Source organism: Chryseobacterium paridis (assembly GCF_016595215.1).
In the GTDB taxonomy this organism is placed as follows: Bacteria; Bacteroidota; Bacteroidia; order Flavobacteriales; family Weeksellaceae; genus Chryseobacterium; species Chryseobacterium paridis.
The window spans coordinates 1-20341 of the sequence record NZ_JAENHK010000007.1; the positions used below are offsets into that span (position 1 = coordinate 1).

Consider the following 20341-nt stretch of genomic DNA (forward strand, 5'->3'; position numbering starts at 1 on the left):
GCGGTGGGGCTCACCTGTTCCCATTCCGAACACAGAAGTTAAGCCCACCAGCGCCGATGGTACTGCGACAAGCGGGAGAGTAGGTCGCCGCCAGTTTTTATTTAAAAGTCTCATACATTTATTTGTGTGAGACTTTTTTTGTTATATATACTATAGGTAATAGGTTGAAGGGATTAGGGATTAGGTTAAAAGGGATTAGGGAAGTACCTAGTTGGCTGTTAACCATCAACCATCAACAGACAACTATTTTCTGTTCTTTGCCTTATTAAATGTTATTATTTATCACTATAAAACCTTATCCCATAACATATAGACACAAACTCTCAACTTTCATCTGCGTTATCTGCTTAATCCGCGAGAGAGAATAAAACCATCAATAGAGGTGGGCTTTAGCCCGCCTTCAATAATAAGATCCCAAATCCAATCGGCTTTAGCCAAAACTTAAAGCTCTCCCTATACACTTTCAATTTTCCACTCTCAATTTTCCACTCTTACTCGTATTTATCAAACGACTTCTCCACAATTTCTTTCGCATTCTTTTCTACATTCTGATAAGAATAGAAACCATAGATCGTATCATAATTGATTTCTTGAAAACGCTTTTCAATTCTTCTAATTTCATGTAGGGGAAGAGGGATTCTGTTTGGATAGCTCCTCATGGTCGCAAAATGCTTCATTGAGGGTGACAAATACATTGTATCTCCTATTAAAAGTGTCCCATTTTCACTCATCCATGGTATTTCGATAATAGAGCTTCCTTCGAAATGCCCGCCTATATTGTGAAGTTTTAATTCATTCCACAGCTTAAGGTCATTACCATTCCAATATTCTACAAAATCTCCATGGTTTACAACCCATTCTTTGTCTTTTTCATGGATATAAATTTTACAATTAAAAGCATCTGCCCACATTTTCATATTTGAATAGTAATGAGGATGAGAAAATGCAACGGCTTTTAAACCACCTTTACCTTTAATAAATTCTATTGCAGCTTCATCCAGTACTGGAATGCAGTCCCATAAAATATTCCCATCTTTTGAAAGTACAAGTAGTGCTCTTTGCCCAATAGAGAATTTGGGATTGACTACCAATTCATATAGATTGTCATTGATCTTTTTAATTTTTACACTGTGATTTTCTAAAAGCTTTTCGTGCGTAGTCCACGACTGTCCACTTTGAGGGACTGCTTGTCTTTCGTCTTCACAAATAATGCAGATATTTTCAGTATAGTTTTGAGGATATTGGATGCCACACTCACTGCACATTTTAAGTTGATTATCGTTCATATAATAGTTTTCATTAAAGTTACATAGATAAAAACTTTCTTTTAATCTATTTTCTATAGATTTTAACTATTCATATTTCTGAGAAAGATTGTATTGTACTTAAAAGAAAAAACCTATTTAATTAATTAAATAGGTTTTTAAAAATGGTATTTTATATTTATTATTTTATAATTTTCATTTCATCAATTAGCCATTTTGAATCGGCAAATTTATCGATGATAAAAAGAATATATTTGGTATCTACCATAATGTTTCTACTGAAACGAGGGTCGTAATTAATATCACTCATTGTTCCTTCCCACTGTCTGTCGAAATTTAATCCAACCAAATTCCCGTAAGCATCCAGAGCTGGGCTTCCTGAGTTTCCTCCAGTTGTATGATTGGTTGCTGTGAATCCTACTGGAACATCACCACCTTTGTCTTTATAATTCCCAAAATCTTTTTTGTTATAAAGATCAATTAGCTTTTTAGGAACATCGAATTCATAATCACCTGGAACGTATTTTTCGATAACCCCTGCTAAATGGGTTTGATAACCATATGAAACAGCATCTCTTGGAGATGATCCTTTTACTTTACCATACGTTACACGAAGAGTAGAGTTGGCATCAGGGAAGAATTTTCTTTCCTTATCTGTCGTGATCTGCTGTTGCATGAATTTTTTCTGCAAAGCGTCAATTTTTGTCTGAAGAGATGAGAACTGAGGATCAGCTGTTTTGGTATACGTATCTTTTATGTTAGCAAATAGTTGGTAAACAGGATCTTTTTTAAGCGTTTTAACCAATTTATCCTGATTGGAAAATGCTTTATCAATATCAGCACTCAGAGATGCTCCATTTACAGCTGCTCTACCAGTGATCACAGAGTTTTTAGAAATTTCTTCTATATTCTGAATGTTCTGGGTTTCATTTTTAAATTTATCAAATCCTGCGGGCAAGAATTGAGGTGCTGTTTTGTTAGCATATAAAGCAAGCAATTTAGCTGTTACCTTTGCATCCAATTCAGGGCTATAATCTTTGTAGAAAGAGGTTAGTTTGCTTTTTAATGCAGCAATTCCTTTTTCATCCATCCTGCCAGCTTCTACAGCAGTAATATAATTAGAATAGATGTTTGCTAATGCCAGAGTTTCTGCATTTCTAATTACTTCAGAGTAATAAGCATTATTTAAAGCATAAGGAGCCTGCTCAGTATATAATTTATTCAACTGATCTAAAGTCGTTTTGATTTCAGAATTTTTGGCAACCAAAGAACCTTCATACATTACTTTTTTCTCAACGGCATTGGATTTTCTAAGACCTTCTACCTCACCAATCCACTTTTTCCAGTAATTGGCCACAGAAGCATATTTGGAAGCATATTTAATACGTGTTGCATTATCTACACGCATTTTTTCATCCAATGTTTTTAATGCAACATCACGAACAGCAATTTTTGCCGGGTCTATTTCAGTCATAATTTTCTCAACTGCAATGGCTGGAAGATATTCTGTTGTTTTTCCAGGGAACCCAAATACAAATGTGAAATCATTTTCATTTTTATCTTTAATTGAAACCGGGAGAAAATGTTTTGGTACATAAGGGACATTATCTTTTGAGTATTCAGCTGGTTTATTATTTTTATCAGCATAAATTCTAAACATAGAAAAATCTCCGGTGTGTCTAGGCCAAACCCAGTTGTCCGTGTCACTTCCAAATTTACCAATACTTTGAGGTGGAGCCCCTACCAAACGAATATCTTTGTAAGTCTCTATTGTATATGCATAATATTTATTACCATAATACATCGGTTTTACCGAAATGGATTGGTAGTTTTCTATTTTTTGAGAGTTTTTATAAACTTCAATATTGTTGCTTATTTTCTTTGAAAGTTCAGGCTCTGTGAGGTTGTCCGTTCCTTCTAAAATTTGATCTGTTGCTTCTTTAATATCCACTATGAAATCGACAGTGACTCCTGGATTAGGAAGTTCTGCGCTCATATTGGTAGCCCAGAAACCATTGGATAGTAAGTCATTCTGAACTGTAGAATGAGCTTGAATCTGCCCAAAGCCACAATGGTGATTGGTTAATAACAAACCTTTTGGAGAAATAATTTCCGCAGTACAACCACCGTTGAATTGAACAACGGCATCTTTAATACTAGCCTTTTGAGGATTGAAGATGTCTTTCGCAGAGATTTTCATTCCGAGGTCTTTCATTTCCTTTTCATTCAGCTCTGTTGGAATCCACATCCCTCCATATTGCTGAGCAAAAGCCATAGCCGCAGGCAGTAGAAATGCAGATAAAAGTATCTTTTTTATCATAATCAAAAATTTTGTCCAATTTACGAAGAAAAATAAAATTATTTACCACGAAATATGCTTAAAAGCTGTTGAAATTTAATTTAAAGCATATTTGATAATACCCTAATTAGGGAAATATTATTTTATTATCTTCGTTAAATAAGAACAATTATAAAATAACATTTTATGAAAAGTAACAAAGAATTGATAGCGGTTATGAGTATTATGTTTTTAGCTTCATGTTCTCCAAAAGAAACGCAAAAAGAAAAGTCTCCAGATACAAAATTGGATTCTGTTGAAATGAAAACAACTGTTGATTCTAGTGCTACACCTGTTGTCGTAGATGAGCATAATTCCCAAAATTCTTTAGATTGGAAAGGAACTTATGAGGCAATACTTCCTTGTGCAGATTGCCCGGGAATTAAAACTTCTCTGACCTTGAATAATGATAATACCTTTAATATAACCGAAGAATATATAGACAGAAAATCTAAGAGTGAAGATAAAGGGAATTTTGAGTGGGATTCCAAAGGAAGTATGATTACTTTAAAAGGAAAAACAGCTCACTATAAATATAAGGTAGGAGAGAATCAATTGATACAACTTGATCTGGAAGGTAAAGAAATTACCGGACCGAATGAAGATCTCTATGTTTTCAAGAAAAAGTAGAGGCTACAATCTCTTTTTTTTTATTTAAAATTGATATGACATAATTTTAGGGTCATTCATCATTTGCTTGATTAGAAGTTCATGCTGTTTGGTATTTCCGGTCAGTCTCCACGTAGTGGTCAAACTTTCCTGGGAATATTGTTGCCTCATAATAAGAAACTTTAAATGATTGTTTCTGAATAATTCTTCACAATGACTGATATGATCAGAAGCAGAAATGGATATTTTATATTCCCTTATTTTGTGATTGTTATCAATGAAATTTTGAAGATAGCTTAGTGAGCTTAGTACCAAAAGTACCAATGCGGTGCCTAACAAGGAAAAATAAACATATCCTGAACCTACAGCCATTCCTATTGATGCAGTTGCCCAGATGGTGGTGGCAGTTGTAATTCCATCTATTTTGTTGTCTCCCTTAAAGATAACTCCAGCCCCCAGAAAACCAATTCCGGTAATAATATTAGCAGCTAAACGATCCGGGTTCTGAACCCCTATTTTGATGGACAAAATAGTAAATAAACAGGAGCCAAAACAGACAAGGATGAACGTACGAAGTCCTGCAGATTTATTTCTGTATTCTCGTTCAGCACCTATAAAAAGCCCAAGTATTACTGAAATAAATATAAGTAACAGTTCATTTTGAACAGAGTAATGATCTTGCAGAAAGTCCATTTGTGTAAAATTAAAACATCAAATAAAAATACAATAAATTCTTATGCGATAATTAAAGCAAATGAAAAAAGACTGTTTGTTAAAACAATCTTTTAGTTTTATGTGAAATGTTTTTAATTTTAATGAATTTCTGAATCGTTATCTGATCTTTTGTAAACAGCTTTATGACTCTTTATTTGAAAGCAAAAGTAAACCATTGAATGAGGATATCAATGGTTTTTTACCGATTGTTTTTAAAAAATATAATACTTATTGTTTCTCTATCAAATCTAAAAACTGCTGTTCATCAAGAATCTCAATAGTTCCAATATCCTGAGCTTTTTTCAATTTACTTCCGGCCTTTTCTCCAACAACAAGGAAATTTAAATTTTTAGAAACGGCTGAAATATTCTTTCCACCATGTTTTTCTACCATGTCTTCTGCTGACTCTCTTGTAAATAAAGATAGTTTTCCAGTAAATAGAAATGTCTTTCCATCGAGAACATTAGATAAAACTTCATTAGTGTTTTCCCCTTTTTCCAGTTGAACACCATAAGATTTTAAACGTTCCAGCATTAAGATGTTTTCAGAATTATTAAAGAAAGCTTCAATACTGTAAGCTATTTTAGATCCGATATCTTCTACCTGACAAAGCTCTTCAGCAGTTGCATTTTTCAGGTCATCAATAGTAGGGAAGTTTTTGACTAGTTTTTTGGCAACAGTTTCCCCAACATGTTTAATTCCTATCCCATATAGTACCTTTTCGAAAGGAATCTCCTTTGACTTTTCGATTCCTGAGATAATATTCTGGGCAGATTTTTCAGCCATTCTTTCTAGAGGAAGTAATTGTTCTTTTGTCAAGGCGTAGAAATCGACCGGATTTTCAATCAGTTTTTCTCGATACAATTGCTCAATAGTTTCACTTCCCAGGTTTTCTATATTTAAAGCCTTTCTGGAAACATAATGAATCATTCTTCCGACTACCTGAGGTGGACAATGCAGCTCATTCGGGCAGAAATGGATTGCCTGATCTTCAACTTTTACAAGTTCAGTACCACATTCAGGGCAATGTTTGATGTATTCAATTTCTTTACTTTCCTTAGTTCTTTTATCGGTGTTGATTCCAACAATTTTAGGAATAATTTCACCTCCTTTTTCTACATACACAAAGTCATTTTCGTGAAGATCCAGTTTCTTAATGATGTCCTCGTTGTGAAGAGATGCTCTTTTCACAATGGTCCCGGCTAATAAAACAGGTTTCAGATTGGCAACTGGAGTAATGGCACCTGTTCTTCCTACCTGATAAGAAACACTTTGTAATTCTGTTTCTACCTTTTCGGCTTTAAATTTATAAGCCATGGCCCAACGGGGTGATTTTGCAGTATATCCAAGCTGTCTTTGCTGTTGCAGAGAATTAACTTTTAATACAATACCATCAATTTCAAAAGGTAGGTTGTGACGTTCCGTATCCCAGAAAGTAATAAAATCCTTTACTTCATCTAAGGTTCTGCAAAGCTTTGCCTGCTGAGATGTTTTAAAACCCCAAGTCTGAGCTTTTTGAAGCAATTCCCAATGGCTTTCTGCAGGGACTTCTTCAGAAATAAATTGATATAAAACAGAAGATAGTCCTCGTTTTCTAACCTCACCACTATCCTGCATTTTCAAACTTCCACTTGCTGTATTTCTTGGATTCATAAAAGGATCCAATCCTTCTTCTTCACGAAGCTTATTGATTTTATTGAAATTTTTTCGAGTCAAATAGATTTCACCACGCATAAAAAAACGATAAGGAAAATCTCCTTTTAAGGTTAAAGGAATATCTGAAATAGTACGTACATTTCCGGTGATCTCATCTCCCTGAAAGCCATCCCCACGAGTGACTCCCTGTACTAATTTACCATTTTCATAGAGTATAGAAATAGAAGCTCCATCATATTTTAATTCAGCAACGAATTCAACAGGATCATTGATCGTTTTAATGATACGTTTTTCCCAATCTTCAAGATCATCGAAATCATAAGAATTGTCTAAAGAATACATTCTGAACTGATGGAGAATTGTAGGGAAAACTTTGGTAATTCCACCACCTACACGCATAGTTGGAGAGTTGGCATCATGGAATTCCGGATGTTTTGCTTCAAGATCTTGTAGTTCCTTTAATAACAGATCAAATTCAAAATCTGAGATGGTAGGTTCATCCAGTAAATAGTAATTCTCATTATGCTGATGAAGCTCCTTGCGAAGCTGTTCTATCTTTTGTTGAATGTTTTCAGACATTGCTATTTTTTCTTTTAAGCAAAAATAGCTAAAACAAATCTCATTTAAAAAATAAGATAATTAAATAATATAGGAAAATTAAAACTTTGTAATATGGTTTAATTGTTTGATATTTAGTGTTTTGTGTAATTTGTTAGTGATTATTTAACATAACGTTCCAATTTAATTAAAGAAATGTTAAAAGTCTCTTAAATAGGAAGGTGCATAAGACCCAATACCTTTGCCCCTAGCTAATTTGAAAAGATGAGAAAAGTAAAGATTGTACTAGGATTATTGTTTTTGAGCTTTGGAACACTGGCTTATGCGCAGACTACACAGGCTTCTATTGTTGGTAAGATTACAAATACGGGGAACAATGCACAGGGGAAAATTAAAGTAACTATCGTTAATGAATCAACAGGTTTCAAAACAGAAACAGAAACCAATTCGAAGGGAGAGTATATTTTTAAAGAAATTCCTTTGGGTGGACCTTACACCGTTATCGTAAATGATGAAAAAAGAGAAGGTTACAATGTAAACTTTGGTGATCAGGTTACTGTCAATATGGATTTGGGCAGCGAAAAGACCATCGAAACAGTAGTGATAACCGGAAATCTAAAAAATAAAATCGGAAACTTAGGAGCTGCTACGGCTATCTCTGCTAAGAATATCGGGATCTTACCGGTAAATGGAAGAAACTTTGCCAGCCTTACAGAGTTATCTCCTTTAAGTGGAAAAGGGGGGAACCTTTCAGGACAATTAGGATCTTCTACCAACTTTACTATTGATGGGATGACAGCAAAAAATCCAACTTCTGCTGGATCTACCACAAGCCGAAGTGGGGCACCTTATTCTATTTCAATTGAGGCAGTACGTGAATTTAAAATTACAACAAACCAATATGATGTAACACTGGGTAGAAGTGGTGGTGGAACAGTAAGTGCTGTGACAAAATCAGGAACCAATACCTTTACGGGAAGTGCCTGGGAATATCTTAGAACAGGTTGGCTATCCAGTAAATACGATATTAGAGGAAATAAAAGAGTCAACGACTTTTCAACTTCGCAGTTCGGAGTATCGTTAGGAGGACCGATTATCAAAAATAAATTACACTTTTTTGCTGCATGGGATCACCAATTAGATTCCAGACCTTTGATTATTGCAGATGTAAGAACTAATGATGACGCTCTGAGATTTAATGTTACCAATGAAACACTTAATCAGGTTTTAAATATAGGAAGAGCTAAATATGGTGTTGGAAACACACCACAGTTTGGTAGTTTTGATAAGGTAAGAAATTCTGATGCAGGTTTTTTACGTTTGGACTGGCAGATTAATCCTAAAAACTTATTGACTTTAAGGAATAATTTCACGTATGACTTCAATAAAAATGGGTTAGCAGATAATACTGCGATCAATTTTTTTGAATCCTATGGAAATGACAAGAACTTAGATAACAGTTTATTGTTAACCTTAAGATCAAACCTAAAGCCTAATCTAACCAACGAATTAAAAGCACAATATCTATATACTTACCAAAATAGTTTTCAAAATAGTGAATTGGGGCATGCTGTTCCAAGAGCTATCGTAGAGCGTGTACCATCTACTATTGATGGAAAAGACCTTACCACTAATATTCAGATAGGCGGACATCGTTTTGGGCAGGAAAGTTTTAGAAACAATGTTTTCCAAATCGTTGATAATTTATACTATAATACAGATAAGATTAAATATACTGCTGGTATAGATTTAATGTATACCAAATCAAAATCTATTTATGGTAGTGAGGTGAACGGAAGGTTTCAATTCTTAGGAATTGATAATTTTAATAACCTTACGCCTTACAGGTTTTACAGAGAAGTTCCTTTAATGGATGATCCTTCAGTAAAATCAAATATCTGGAATATTGGGGTATATGGACAAATTCAAACAAAAATTGCCAAAGGACTTGACTTAATGGCAGGTTTAAGACTAGATTATGGCGGATACCCGAAAGCCGAGCTTAATCAAAAGCTATATGATCAAATGGGAATCAGAACCGATAATCGTATTAAGTCATTTGTTATTCAACCTAGATTTCAATTTGAATGGAATATCAATGAAGAAAGTAAAGACTTCTTGAAATTTGGTGCAGGAATCTTCTCTTCCGATATCAATAATTACATGGTGATCAATAACCTTGTATTTGACGGAAGACACTTGGCAACAGTAGATGTGACCGGTAAAGATGTTCCTACCCCGAACTTCAATAATTATAGAAATGATTATGGAACTGTTCCTACTTTATCACAATATCAGATTCCTACGATTAATTACACCGGTAAAGATGCTAAAATACCGATCGTTTATAAGGCAAATATCTCTTATACCCACTTCTTTAACGAAAGATTCAGAGCTGGGGTGGCTGCTTATGCTGCTTTAGGAAGAAATAATTATTTCTATTATGACAGAAACATGGTAGCTAATCCTTATTTTACATTGAATAATGAAGGGGGAAGAGGTGTTTTTGTTCCTTTGAATACAGTAAATGCCAACGGAACTGTTGATTGGAAAGCAGGCAGAATTAATAATAATTTCGGAAGGGTGCTTGAACTTGTAAGCGACGGGAAAGTAAATCAATTCTCGTTTGTATTTGATACAAGTTATCGTTATTACAAAGATGGAGAAATTACCGCAAGTTACACATGGTCTGATATCAAAGACAATACCTCTTACAATGGGAACGTAGCTAACTCAGCAACATTATCTACAATGGTAGAGAGTGATCCGAGAAATCTAAGAATGACATATTCAGATAACCAGTTCCGTAACAAAGTGGTGTTATACGGGAACTCTCCGACATTCTATGGATTTACAGTGGGGATAAGATATTCAGGAATAGGTGGAACGCGATTCTCCCTGACTTCTGGAGGTAACACGAATGGGGACTTTGTAGACACGAATGACCTTGCCTATATCTTCCCAAATCTTACTCAGACTTTAATTGATAACCCTGAAGTAGGAAAAGCATTAAAAAACTATATCACTGATTACAACAACAAGATTGCTGAACGTAATGGAGGTAAGAATGGTTTCTATGGAGTATGGGATATCCGTATTGCTAAGAAAATCAAGTTTGAAAAAATTGGTGGATTTGAGCTTTCTGTTGATATTTTTAACGTAGCTAATTTACTTAACAAAGAATGGGGTGTAAATAAATCTTATGGAAATACAGCACTCTACAGAATTACAGGATTTGACCCTGCGACACAGCAGTATCAATATAAATTGAATACAAGTGGTTTAGAGCCTTTATCAGGGAATCCTTACCAAATTCAATTAGGAGCAAAATATACTTTCTAAAATTTTAATACTACCTTTATGTCAAAGTCCTGGACTTTGACATTTTTAATTATCTAATTATATTATGAAAAAATTTATCTTAGGGTTAGCAGTTTTAAGTACAGTTGTAATGAAGGCACAAACTCAGATTATCGCACACAGAGGCTATTGGCAGACGCAACCTCCAACCACAGAAAATTCACTGAAATCATTGGAAAACGCACAGAAGCTGAAAATCTACGGTGCTGAATTCGATGTGAGAATGACTAAAGATGGTGTTTTGGTCGTTAACCATGACGAGCATCATGAAAAAATGGAAATTTCTGAAACGGATTTCAAAGAATTAGAAAAGGCAAAATTGTCAAATGGTGAAAATTTCCCAACATTAAAAGATTACCTGAAACAAGGGAAGAAAGATAAGTCTCTCAAACTAATTGTAGAGATCAAACCTGCAAAAACAAAAGAACTGGAAGATGAGTTGGTTCAAAAGACCATAAAAGAAATTAAAAGCATGAAGCTGGAATCTCAAAGTGAATTTATTTCATTTAGTTTAAACATTTGCAAAGAGATTAAAAAAGCGGAACCAAAATCTAAAGTTCAATATCTTAATGGAGAGTTGTCCCCTGAACAAATTAAAAGTGAGGGACTAGACGGAATGGATTATCATTACAGTGTTTTTGACAAAAATCCAACCTGGATTTCTGAAGCTAAAGTATTAGGCTTAATTACCAACTCATGGACGGTAAATGATGTTGCTGTATATGAAAAATTAAAAGGCCAGGGAATCGGATTTATTACAACCAATATTCCTGATCAGTTAAAGAATAAATAGCCGTTAAAATTATTTGAACGTAGATATTTTTAGCAGCTTGCACAAGGGGCAAGCTGTTTTTTTTATACTATTCAGATAAGAATGATTTTGTTGTTTAAGTAGTTGATTGTTAGTTTTTTGTCGTTGTGTGGAATTAATGTATCACAAAAAGACAATAAAGATAATGAAATAAGTTATGCATATCACATTAAATAATATTCATCAGTTTAATGTACTGTTAACCAGAAAAGTATAAATCCTTGTTGATAATGAGTTCACATTGTGTTTAATATTTTTTTAATAAATGTTAAAATAGTATTAAAACCTTCTTCACCAGTAGCTTTTACTTTTGCGCAAACAAAAAGATATGCGTAAACAGAAACAGAAACTATTGTTTTTATCATTTTTGGGATTAGTCAGTTCCAGCCTGACAGCCCAACAGAAAGCCAGGAAAGATACCATTAAAAATATTGATGAAGTGGTTGTTACTGCCTTAGGTATTAAAAGACACGATAAATCTTTAGGATATGTTGCTGAAACCATCAAATCTGAAGAACTGTTAAAAACCCAGAATAATAACTGGGCGCAAGCTCTTGAAGGTAAAGTTGCCGGTTTGAAGATCCAAACAGCAGGAGCGGGGCCTTTAGGGAGCTCACTGATCAAACTGAGAGGTGACATTTCAATGAATATGGATCAGAATAATGCACTTATTGTAGTGGATGGTGTTCCATTGAGCAATTCAACCACAGGTACCGGATTTTCAGCCTATGGAGCAGGAGCAAAAGCTGATTTACCCATTGATTACGGGAATGGAATCAACAGCATCAACCCTGATGATATTGAAACAATAACAGTTTTAAAGGGATCTACGGCAGCAGCTTTGTACGGATCAAGAGGTGCAGGTGGTGCAGTAATGATCACAACCAAATCCGGAAAGACCAAAAAAGGAAAAATACAAGTTACTTTAAATTCCTATTCAAGCTATGATACAGTCTTAAAATGGCCGGACTATCAATATGAGTATGGTCAGGGAACTATGCAAAAGGATTCAAAGGGAAATTATTTCTATTCGTATGGAGCTTCACCGGATGGAGTAAATACCGGTGGTACTAGTAGTGCATTCGGGCCGAAATTTGCAGATCAATATTATTTTCAATATGATCCAACATTGGAAGGTCAGAGTGCGGAACGACAATTATGGAGACCATACAAAGACAATATCAAAGGCTTCTGGCAAACGGGTAGCACATTTTCAAACAATATTGCTGTAGAGGCATCCAATGAAAATACTTCTTTCAGGTCCTCACTAACCTATCTTAAAAATGAATGGATGATGCCTAATACAGGTTTCGACAGATTTAATGCAGCGATTTCTTTTGACCATAAGATCAATGAAAAATTAAAAATAGGAGTTAAATTCAACTATAATAAAATGACAAGTGATAACCTGCCTGCGACAGGTTACAGCAATCAATCGATTTCCTATTTCATGATTTTCCAGAACCCGAATGTGGATCTTGCCTGGTATCAACCGATATGGAAAAAAGATAAATACCAGGTGGATCAGATCCACCCCTTCAGTTCCTATATTGATAATCCATACCTGATTGCCTACGAAATGTTAAACGGGGTGGATAAGAATTTTATCACAGGAAACATCAATCTTAATTATAAATTGGCTAAAAATTTTGAGGTCATGTTCAGGTCTGGTATGGAGCTGACCAATGAAGAACGTACTCAGCAAAGGCCATGGAGTTCTGCCAACTACCTTCAGGGAATGTACAGGGAACAGCATATTAAACAGATGGACCTTAATAACGATTTATTATTTACTTATAAAAATACATTTAAAGATTTTGATTTCAGTGCGTCAGTAGGAGGAAATATCCGTTATTCCGAATACACGATGTATGACTATCTCGCTGATGGTCTTTTGAAGCCGGGAGTTTATACACTACCAAATGGCATTGCCAACATTACAAAATTTGCAACTCCAAATGATAAGCAGGTCAATAGTGCCTATGGTTTGGTGACTCTGGGGTATCAGAATAAGATCTTCCTTGATCTTACGGCAAGAAATGATTGGAGCAGCACACTTCCTAAGAATAACAGATCCTATTTTTACCCTTCAGCGGGACTTTCTTTTATTCTTTCAGATATATTCAAACTAAGCTCAAACCAGTTTAATTACTGGAAATTAAGGGCTTCCTGGTCAAAGGTAGGAAATGACACAAGTCCTTATAAACTTATAAAATATTATAACAACAGTATGTTTTCCGGATCAGTAGAGGCTCCCTCTTTATTTCCTAATCCTAACCTGAGACCTGAAATGCTTACAAATATTGAAGCCGGAATGGATTTCAGTATTATTAAAAACAGGATCAGCTATTCCATTACCGCATACCAGAACAATTCTAAGGATCAGATCGTTGATATCCCGGCTCTGTATGAAACAGGATATAGTAAAAGAACCATCAACGCTGGGGAGGTACGAAACAGAGGATTGGAAATGACTTTAAATACCTTTCCCGTTAAAAATAAAAATTTCTCGTGGAGTGTAAATGCGAACTGGTCAATGAACAGAAATAAGATCCTTTCACTTCCGGATGAATTTCAGGGGCAGCCTTATACTTTAGGCAGTGTAGGTGGAGTGGTATACTACAATGCAGTAGTTGGTGGATCATTGGGAGATATGTATGGCTATGGACTCATGTATTCACCTGACGGACAGGTTGTATATGGAAGTGATGGATTAACAGCGAAGCCAACTGAGATGAAAAAGATAGGAAATGCATATCCGAAATGGAGGGCCGGTCTTCAAAACGAGTTCAGATACAAGAATTTTACCATTAGCTTTTCTTTTGACGGACAATACAAAGGAATGGCCTATTCCCAGTCGCATCACAAAATGACTGAACAGGGTAAATTAACGCATACCCTGATCGGAAGAGATAATCCGAATGGTCTTATCATAGGAGAAGGAGTGGTACAAAATCCTGACGGATCGTATTCACCAAATACCAAAGGTGTTGTTGTTTCCGCTTATTATGCTGATTATTATAGAAGAGCCAATGTAGAAACCAACTCATTTGATACCTCTTTTGTCAAATTAAGAGATGCAAGAATATCTTATACTTTTTCTAAAAGTGTAACGCAGCAGCTTAAGCTGACCGATCTTACAATAGCATTATTTGGAAGAAATCTTTGGATGTGGACAAAGTTCCCGTTATTCGATCCTGAAGCGGCGACTCTTAATGACAGTCAGATTACACCGGGAGTGGAAATGGGACAGCTGCCTACGGCCAGAACAGTGGGAATTCAGCTTAACGTTAAATTTTAAAATTGAAAATCATGAAAAAATTATTACTCAACATATTATTAATTTCGGGAATAGGTCTTATTCCTGTTTCCTGCAGCAGAAGTCTTGATGAAGTAAATATTGACGAAAGCAGGATAAGTGATCCGGTAGCGGCTAAATTACTTGTTCCTATTCAATATAACATGGCTTCCGTTAATTATATGCGGGCCAATGATTTTACGTTTGATATTATGCAGGTATCACTTGATTTTCCGAATGAGGGAAATTCGTTGAGCCGGTATTATCTTACCGAAAATACAGGAGCCGGATTCTGGAACAATTCCTATAAATGGCTGAAACAGGTAAAAGATCTGAAAGAGGCAGCAATAGTAGAAAAAGATCAGAATTATCAGGCTATTGCTATGGTATTAAATGCCTGGATTTATTCCAACCTTACGGATACCTATGGAGATATCCCCTTTACTGAAGCTTCAAGATTAGACGATGGGATATCACAGCCTAAATTTGATAAACAAAAAGACATTTATGTTCGACTGCTGGATGATCTGAAAGCAGCCAATGCACTTTTTATTACCAATAAGCCATTGACAGGGAATGATCTTTTTTATAAGGCAGAATCGGATGCCAATGGGATTATAAACTGGAAAAAGTTTTGTAATTCTTTGTCGTTGAGGTTGCTGACAAGAATTCTGAAGAAAAACGGAGAAGTAAATGTTCATCAGCGAATTCAGGAGATTGTAAATGATCCTGCCACATATCCTCTTTTTCAAAACAATAATGAGACAGCAAAGCTCAATATTACAGGGGTATCACCACTTCTTCCTCCCATTGCAAGACCTCAGGATTTTACTACAGGAAGAGCGGCTTCGGAGTTCTTTGTAGAAGCTCTGAAAGCTAATAACGATCCACGTCTGGCTATGTTTTTCGGCCAGGCTAAAGATATTGCCAGTCAGCAGAATATCGGGTATAAAGGTGCTCCATCGGGTTATGCGTATGGAACGATATTCAGTTATCAACCGTCCAATATGAATCAGAATTTAGCAAAAGCTCCCCTGAATATTCTGATTTATCCTTATGCAGAACTGCAGTTCATCCTTTCGGAATTAGCAAATAAAGGAATCATTCAGGGAAATGCCCAAACCTTTTATGAGAATGGGGTAAAAGCTGCAATAGAGCAATGGGGAGCTGTTGTACCCGCAAATTATTTTGCGAATCCGAATGTCGCTTATAATGGAAATATCGACAGGATTATGCTTCAGAAATATATTGCATTGTTCTTTGTAGATCAGCAACAATGGTTTGAAAAGAGAAGAACCGGTTTTCCTGTACTTCCCAATAATGGAGGTCTTCTTAACAATGGAAATCTGCCCCAAAGGTTGATGTATCCACCTAATCCAAAAGTTTTAAATACAGCAAATTATCAGGCTGCTGTTCAGCAGATGGGAGGAGATAATATCAATATTAAAACCTGGTGGAATAACTAATAAAAACCTGAAGTAATACATTTTAATAAAAATAAATCATCCTATGAATATTAAATTATTAATGCCATGCCTTCTGATTTCAGCAATGGCATTGTCACAAACTTCCGTATCCGGCTATGTGTACGAAGACATAAATAAAAATCAAAAAAAAGAAAGCCGTGAGAAAGGAATCGAGGGAGTTGCGGTATCTAACGGCGCCCAGGTTGTTTTAACAGATAAAAATGGAAGATATAGTTTACCGCTTAGTGAAAATCAAACCATTTTTGTGATCAAACAATCTGGCTATATGACACCTGTTAATAGTAATATTTTGCCTCAATATTACTATCAGTACAAACCAAAAGGATCTCCTTCGGATTTTAAATATAAAGGAACGCTACCGACAGGAGAGTTGCCAAAAGAACTCAACTTTGCATTGTACAGACAAAAGGAGGATAAAAACTTTGATATCCTGGTTTTCGGGGATCCTCAGCCTTATACGGAGAAAGAACTGGATTATTTCAAAAGAGGAATTGTAAATGAAGTAAAGAACACAAAAAAGAATGCTGTTCTGGGAATCAGTCTTGGAGATCTTGTGGGAGATAATCTGAGTCTTCAGAAACCGTATGCAGATGTCATGAAAGAGATTGGTTTACCATGGTATAATGTGATGGGAAATCACGATATGAATTATGATGCAAAGGAAGATCAGTTTTCAGACGAAACTTTTGAAGCTAATTTTGGCCCTGCCAATTATTCATTTAATTACGGGAATGTACATTTTATTATTTTAGACGATATTCTTTATCCGGATCCGAGAGACGGAAAAGGATATTGGGGAGGATTCCGAAATGATCAGCTGCAATTCATTGAAAATGACCTGAAGCTGGTGGATAAAAACAAACTGATTGTGATCTCTTTTCACATTCCGTTGGAACATACTAATGAAGATAATTTCAGAAATGCGGACCGTCAGAAATTGTTTGATTTTTTAAGTCCTTTCCCTAACGCGCTTCTTTTATCAGCACATACTCATATTCAACAGCAGATCTTTTATGGCAAAAAAGCAGGTTGGAATGGAGCCAAAGACCTTCATGAATATAATGTAGGAACAACCTGTGGTGACTGGTATTCCGGAACTCCTGATGAAATGGGATTGCCTACTTCTACGATGAGAGACGGAACAGCCAAAGGATATTCATTCATAAGCTTTACGGATAACCAATATAAAGTTAAATACAAAACAGCCGGTAAACCTGACGACTATCAGATCAAGTTGTATGTTCCGAAGGCTATTCCTTATCCATCAAAAACATCGGCTAAAATTCTTGCCAACTTCTTTATGGGGAGTAAAAAAGATAAAGTGGAGTACAGGATAGATAATGCGGAATGGAAAGATATGGAGTATGACGAAACGATCGATCCTAATTTTGCTTTGTCCGTATTCAAATGGGATACGACACAGAATCTTTTTCCGGGAAGAAGACCCTCAAATCCTGAAATGGCAAAACACATATGGATCGGTGGATTTACTAATAAATTGGCACTAGGGAAGCACAAGGTGGAAGTGAGAGCTATGGATATGTATGGAAACCAGTTTTCAGCTTCTGAAGAATTCGAAGTGAAAGAATCTGTGCTTATTCCTTAATTTATTCTTTTTTTATTATACTTTCTGAGAACCGGCTTCTATGAGCCGGTTTTATTTTAGAGAATGTCATGGAAAAACATTCACATGATTCATCTTTAAACAAAATATGCTTTCGTAGATTTGTATGACGAAAAAGTATTATTATGAATATAAAAGGAAAAAATGCCATTGTAACAGGTGGTGGAAGAGGCTTAGGAAAAGCGGTTGCTTTAGCTTTGGCGAATGAAGGAGTGAATGTTGCCATTACAGGCAGAAATGAAGCCAACTTAAAAGCGACTGTTGAAGAAATTAAAAATATAGGGGTAAATGCTGCGTATGCTATTTTCAGTGTTGATGATGAGTCAGCGGTAAAAGCAGGAATCGAATCATTAGCGAAAGAGCTTGGTGGTGTAGATATTTTGATTAATAATGCAGGGATCGGAGACTTTGGAACGATTGAAGAAATGCCTTCCGAAACCTGGGAGCAAGTAATCAAAACCAATCTTTTTGGAGTTTATTATGCAGCTAAAGCCGTACATCCGTTTTTGAAAGAAAAAGGTCAGGGAGATATTGTAAATGTAGCTTCAACAGCAGGTTTAAAAGGCGGTGGAAACATGTCTGCCTATGCTGCTTCTAAAGCTGCTGTAATTTCTTTATCGCAATCAATGATGGCTGAGTGGAGAAAACAAAATATCCGTGTGATTACTTTAACTCCTAGCACCATCGCCTCTGACATGAGTATTCAGGGAGGATTAACAGATGGAAACCCAGAGACTGTTTTACAACCAGAAGACTTTGCAGAATGGGTAAGAGATATTTTGAAAATGAATAGAAGAGCATTAATTGCGAATGGTTCGATATTTTCAACCAATCCTTAAGAGTATAGACTCTGGGATTTTATTTTAAATGATTTATTTTATATTAATAGAGGCGGGTTTTAACCCGCTTTTCTTTATTTTTGTACCAAATTGATCACATGCAAAATTATTTAGAATTCAACTTCAAAATTTCCCCACTTCAACCTTGGAACGAGATATTAATGGCAGAACTTATTGAAATAGGTTTTGACAGTTTCACAGAAGAATTGGAAGGAATATTAGGATATATTCAAAAGGACTTATTTAATGAAGAAGAACTTAAAGCATTACCTCTTTTTGAGAATGAAAATGTAAAAATCGAATATACCTTTGAAGAAATGCCGAATATCAATTGGAATGAGGAATGGGAAAAGAATTTCTCACCCATTAATATTGATGATAAAGTATTGATCAGAGCTGAATTTCACGATTCAGTACCAGGAATGCATGAAATTATCATTCAACCTAAAATGTCTTTTGGAACAGGGCATCACCCAACAACCCATTTGATGATCCAGCAGATGATGGATTTTGACTTCAATGGTAAGAAGGTTTTGGATATGGGTTGTGGAACATCTGTTTTGGCTATTTATGCAAAACAGCAGGGAGCTGGTGCAGTGAAAGCGATTGACATTGACGAATGGTCCGTTGAAAACTCTAAAGAAAATGCTGAAAGAAATGGTGTTACCCTTGATATTGAACAAGGAACTGCTGATAATTTAGGAAAAGAAAATTATGATATTATTTTGGCCAATATCAACCGAAATATTTTGATATCAGATATTCCTACTTATGTGTCTGTTTTAAATGATGGGGGGAAGCTATTGCTATCAGGATTGTGTTTTTTTGATGTTGATGATATTCTGGAAGTATGTAAAGAAAATAATCTTGAATTAAAGAAGCAGTTACAGAGAGAGGAATGGGTAAGCTTATTACTAGAAAAATAGAAATACAAAATTGTTCTATGAAATCTTTATTTACTATTTTATTCTTATTTGCACTCCAACTTTTTTCTGCGCAGGAAGAGGCTTATGCCAATGGAGTTTTTGGGTTTGAAGAAAATAAAGCGCAAAAAATATTCACCAACTGGACAAGGGTAAGACAAGAGCCTAAAGTGGATGCTCAAATAGTCGATTCATTACAAACGAATCAACAAATTCTGATTCTTCAAAAAGATGAAACTATTTTGAAATTGGGAGAGAGGCGCTCTAACTGGTACAAAATCTCCTGTCAGAAAGGAGAACAGACTGCAGAAGGTTATATATGGGGTGGAAATCTTTGTGTTGGATATAGAAATAAAAATGGAATCGATTTTCTTTTTGGTCTTTCAAAAACGGAGAAAAGAAAAGATAAAAAATCTGGAGAGAATCTTGAGCAAAACATAGCTAGTATAAAAGCACTTGAAGGAAACACTCTGATTGATGAAGTCTTTTTTGATACGGGACGAGGTGAGGAGCTTAGCTATGGAACATTTACTGTAGAAAGTAATCATAAGCTGCAAAATGTAGAATTGACCTTAAAAGCAATGGTTTCAGGAGAGGCCTGTGGGATTGCAAGCTATGATCAATATGTATTATTTAAGGATAGAAAATTAATTATACTGCCACAGCTCACGAATGTTGGAGATGCTGATGTGTACTATCATAGTGAAAGCTTTGTATTTCCAAATGATAAGGGTGGCATTCCTAATGCTTTTATTTTTAAAATGGAAGAAATGGAAAAGGATGATCATGATAAAGAAAAGAAGAAACACTCTTCCAAGACCTATCTCTGGAATGGAACTTCTTACCAATTAAAATAATA

The 20341-nt window shown here is 35.4% G+C and carries 13 protein-coding genes and 1 rRNA gene; 10 read left to right on the top strand and 4 right to left on the bottom strand.

The genetic code is table 11. The features are described from left to right. Positions 1–96, top strand: a 5S ribosomal RNA gene (gene rrf / locus JHL15_RS06915); the annotation flags it as partial. A 395-nt stretch (positions 97–491) separates the two neighbouring features. On the opposite strand, the gene JHL15_RS06920 is transcribed toward rrf, so the two are convergent. Next, positions 492–1286, bottom strand: coding sequence for an MBL fold metallo-hydrolase (locus JHL15_RS06920; protein ID WP_200244494.1), 795 nt, complete (start codon positions 1284–1286; stop codon positions 492–494). A gap of 160 nt (positions 1287–1446) precedes the next feature. Continuing rightward, entirely contained in the window at positions 1447–3585 is a 2139-nt protein-coding gene (locus tag JHL15_RS06925) for a S46 family peptidase (RefSeq protein ID WP_200244495.1), read from the bottom strand. Positions 3586–3750: 165 nt separating this feature from the next. On the opposite strand from JHL15_RS06925, the gene JHL15_RS06930 reads away from it, so the two are divergent. Continuing rightward, positions 3751–4233, top strand: a complete 483-nt coding sequence (locus JHL15_RS06930) for a copper resistance protein NlpE (RefSeq protein WP_200244497.1) — start codon at positions 3751–3753, stop codon at positions 4231–4233. 24 nt (positions 4234–4257) lie between these two features. On the opposite strand, the gene JHL15_RS06935 is transcribed toward JHL15_RS06930, so the two are convergent. Then, positions 4258–4905, bottom strand: a complete 648-nt coding sequence (locus tag JHL15_RS06935) for an MgtC/SapB family protein (RefSeq protein ID WP_200244498.1) — start codon at positions 4903–4905, stop codon at positions 4258–4260. A gap of 249 nt (positions 4906–5154) precedes the next feature. Then, positions 5155–7161 (bottom strand): NAD-dependent DNA ligase LigA, encoded by a 2007-nt coding sequence (ligA, locus tag JHL15_RS06940; RefSeq protein WP_200244499.1) that lies wholly within the window; start codon positions 7159–7161, stop codon positions 5155–5157. Positions 7162–7404: 243 nt separating this feature from the next. Between ligA and JHL15_RS06945 the strand changes: the two genes are divergently transcribed. The 8 genes from JHL15_RS06945 to JHL15_RS06980 all read left to right on the top strand — a co-directional run bounded on the left by JHL15_RS06945 (position 7405) and on the right by JHL15_RS06980 (position 20339). Beyond that, positions 7405–10482, top strand: coding sequence for a TonB-dependent receptor (locus JHL15_RS06945; protein WP_200244500.1), 3078 nt, complete (start codon positions 7405–7407; stop codon positions 10480–10482). A gap of 64 nt (positions 10483–10546) precedes the next feature. After that, positions 10547–11293 carry a glycerophosphodiester phosphodiesterase family protein gene (locus tag JHL15_RS06950; protein WP_200244501.1) on the top strand — a complete coding sequence of 249 codons (747 nt, stop codon included), beginning with the start codon at positions 10547–10549 and terminating at the stop codon, positions 11291–11293. 346 nt (positions 11294–11639) lie between these two features. Beyond that, positions 11640–14612, top strand: coding sequence for a SusC/RagA family TonB-linked outer membrane protein (locus JHL15_RS06955; protein WP_200244509.1), 2973 nt, complete (start codon positions 11640–11642; stop codon positions 14610–14612). An 11-nt stretch (positions 14613–14623) separates the two neighbouring features. Further along, positions 14624–16075 (top strand): SusD/RagB family nutrient-binding outer membrane lipoprotein, encoded by a 1452-nt coding sequence (locus JHL15_RS06960; RefSeq protein ID WP_200244518.1) that lies wholly within the window; start codon positions 14624–14626, stop codon positions 16073–16075. Between the two features lie 43 nt (positions 16076–16118). Beyond that, entirely contained in the window at positions 16119–17702 is a 1584-nt protein-coding gene (locus tag JHL15_RS06965; RefSeq protein WP_234047708.1) for a calcineurin-like phosphoesterase C-terminal domain-containing protein, read from the top strand. 143 nt (positions 17703–17845) lie between these two features. After that, positions 17846–18559: a 3-ketoacyl-ACP reductase gene (locus JHL15_RS06970; RefSeq protein ID WP_200244520.1), complete on the top strand. Its 714-nt coding sequence runs from the start codon at positions 17846–17848 to the stop codon at positions 18557–18559. A 98-nt stretch (positions 18560–18657) separates the two neighbouring features. Beyond that, positions 18658–19485, top strand: a complete 828-nt coding sequence (prmA, locus tag JHL15_RS06975) for a 50S ribosomal protein L11 methyltransferase (protein ID WP_200244522.1) — start codon at positions 18658–18660, stop codon at positions 19483–19485. Positions 19486–19502: 17 nt separating this feature from the next. Next, complete coding sequence (locus JHL15_RS06980) at positions 19503–20339, top strand: SH3 domain-containing protein (RefSeq protein ID WP_200244524.1); 837 nt, start codon at positions 19503–19505, stop codon at positions 20337–20339. Positions 20340–20341 lie beyond the last annotated feature (2 nt).

Coding starts and splice junctions, on each gene's coding strand:
- JHL15_RS06920 (WP_200244494.1), bottom strand. CDS start 1,286: ATGAACGATAATCAACTTAAAATGTGCAGTGAGTGTGGCATCCAATAT.
- JHL15_RS06925 (WP_200244495.1), bottom strand. CDS start 3,585: ATGATAAAAAAGATACTTTTATCTGCATTTCTACTGCCTGCGGCTATG.
- JHL15_RS06930 (WP_200244497.1), top strand. CDS start 3,751: ATGAAAAGTAACAAAGAATTGATAGCGGTTATGAGTATTATGTTTTTA.
- JHL15_RS06935 (WP_200244498.1), bottom strand. CDS start 4,905: ATGGACTTTCTGCAAGATCATTACTCTGTTCAAAATGAACTGTTACTT.
- ligA (WP_200244499.1), bottom strand. CDS start 7,161: ATGTCTGAAAACATTCAACAAAAGATAGAACAGCTTCGCAAGGAGCTT.
- JHL15_RS06945 (WP_200244500.1), top strand. CDS start 7,405: ATGAGAAAAGTAAAGATTGTACTAGGATTATTGTTTTTGAGCTTTGGA.
- JHL15_RS06950 (WP_200244501.1), top strand. CDS start 10,547: ATGAAAAAATTTATCTTAGGGTTAGCAGTTTTAAGTACAGTTGTAATG.
- JHL15_RS06955 (WP_200244509.1), top strand. CDS start 11,640: ATGCGTAAACAGAAACAGAAACTATTGTTTTTATCATTTTTGGGATTA.
- JHL15_RS06960 (WP_200244518.1), top strand. CDS start 14,624: ATGAAAAAATTATTACTCAACATATTATTAATTTCGGGAATAGGTCTT.
- JHL15_RS06965 (WP_234047708.1), top strand. CDS start 16,119: ATGAATATTAAATTATTAATGCCATGCCTTCTGATTTCAGCAATGGCA.
- JHL15_RS06970 (WP_200244520.1), top strand. CDS start 17,846: ATGAATATAAAAGGAAAAAATGCCATTGTAACAGGTGGTGGAAGAGGC.
- prmA (WP_200244522.1), top strand. CDS start 18,658: ATGCAAAATTATTTAGAATTCAACTTCAAAATTTCCCCACTTCAACCT.
- JHL15_RS06980 (WP_200244524.1), top strand. CDS start 19,503: ATGAAATCTTTATTTACTATTTTATTCTTATTTGCACTCCAACTTTTT.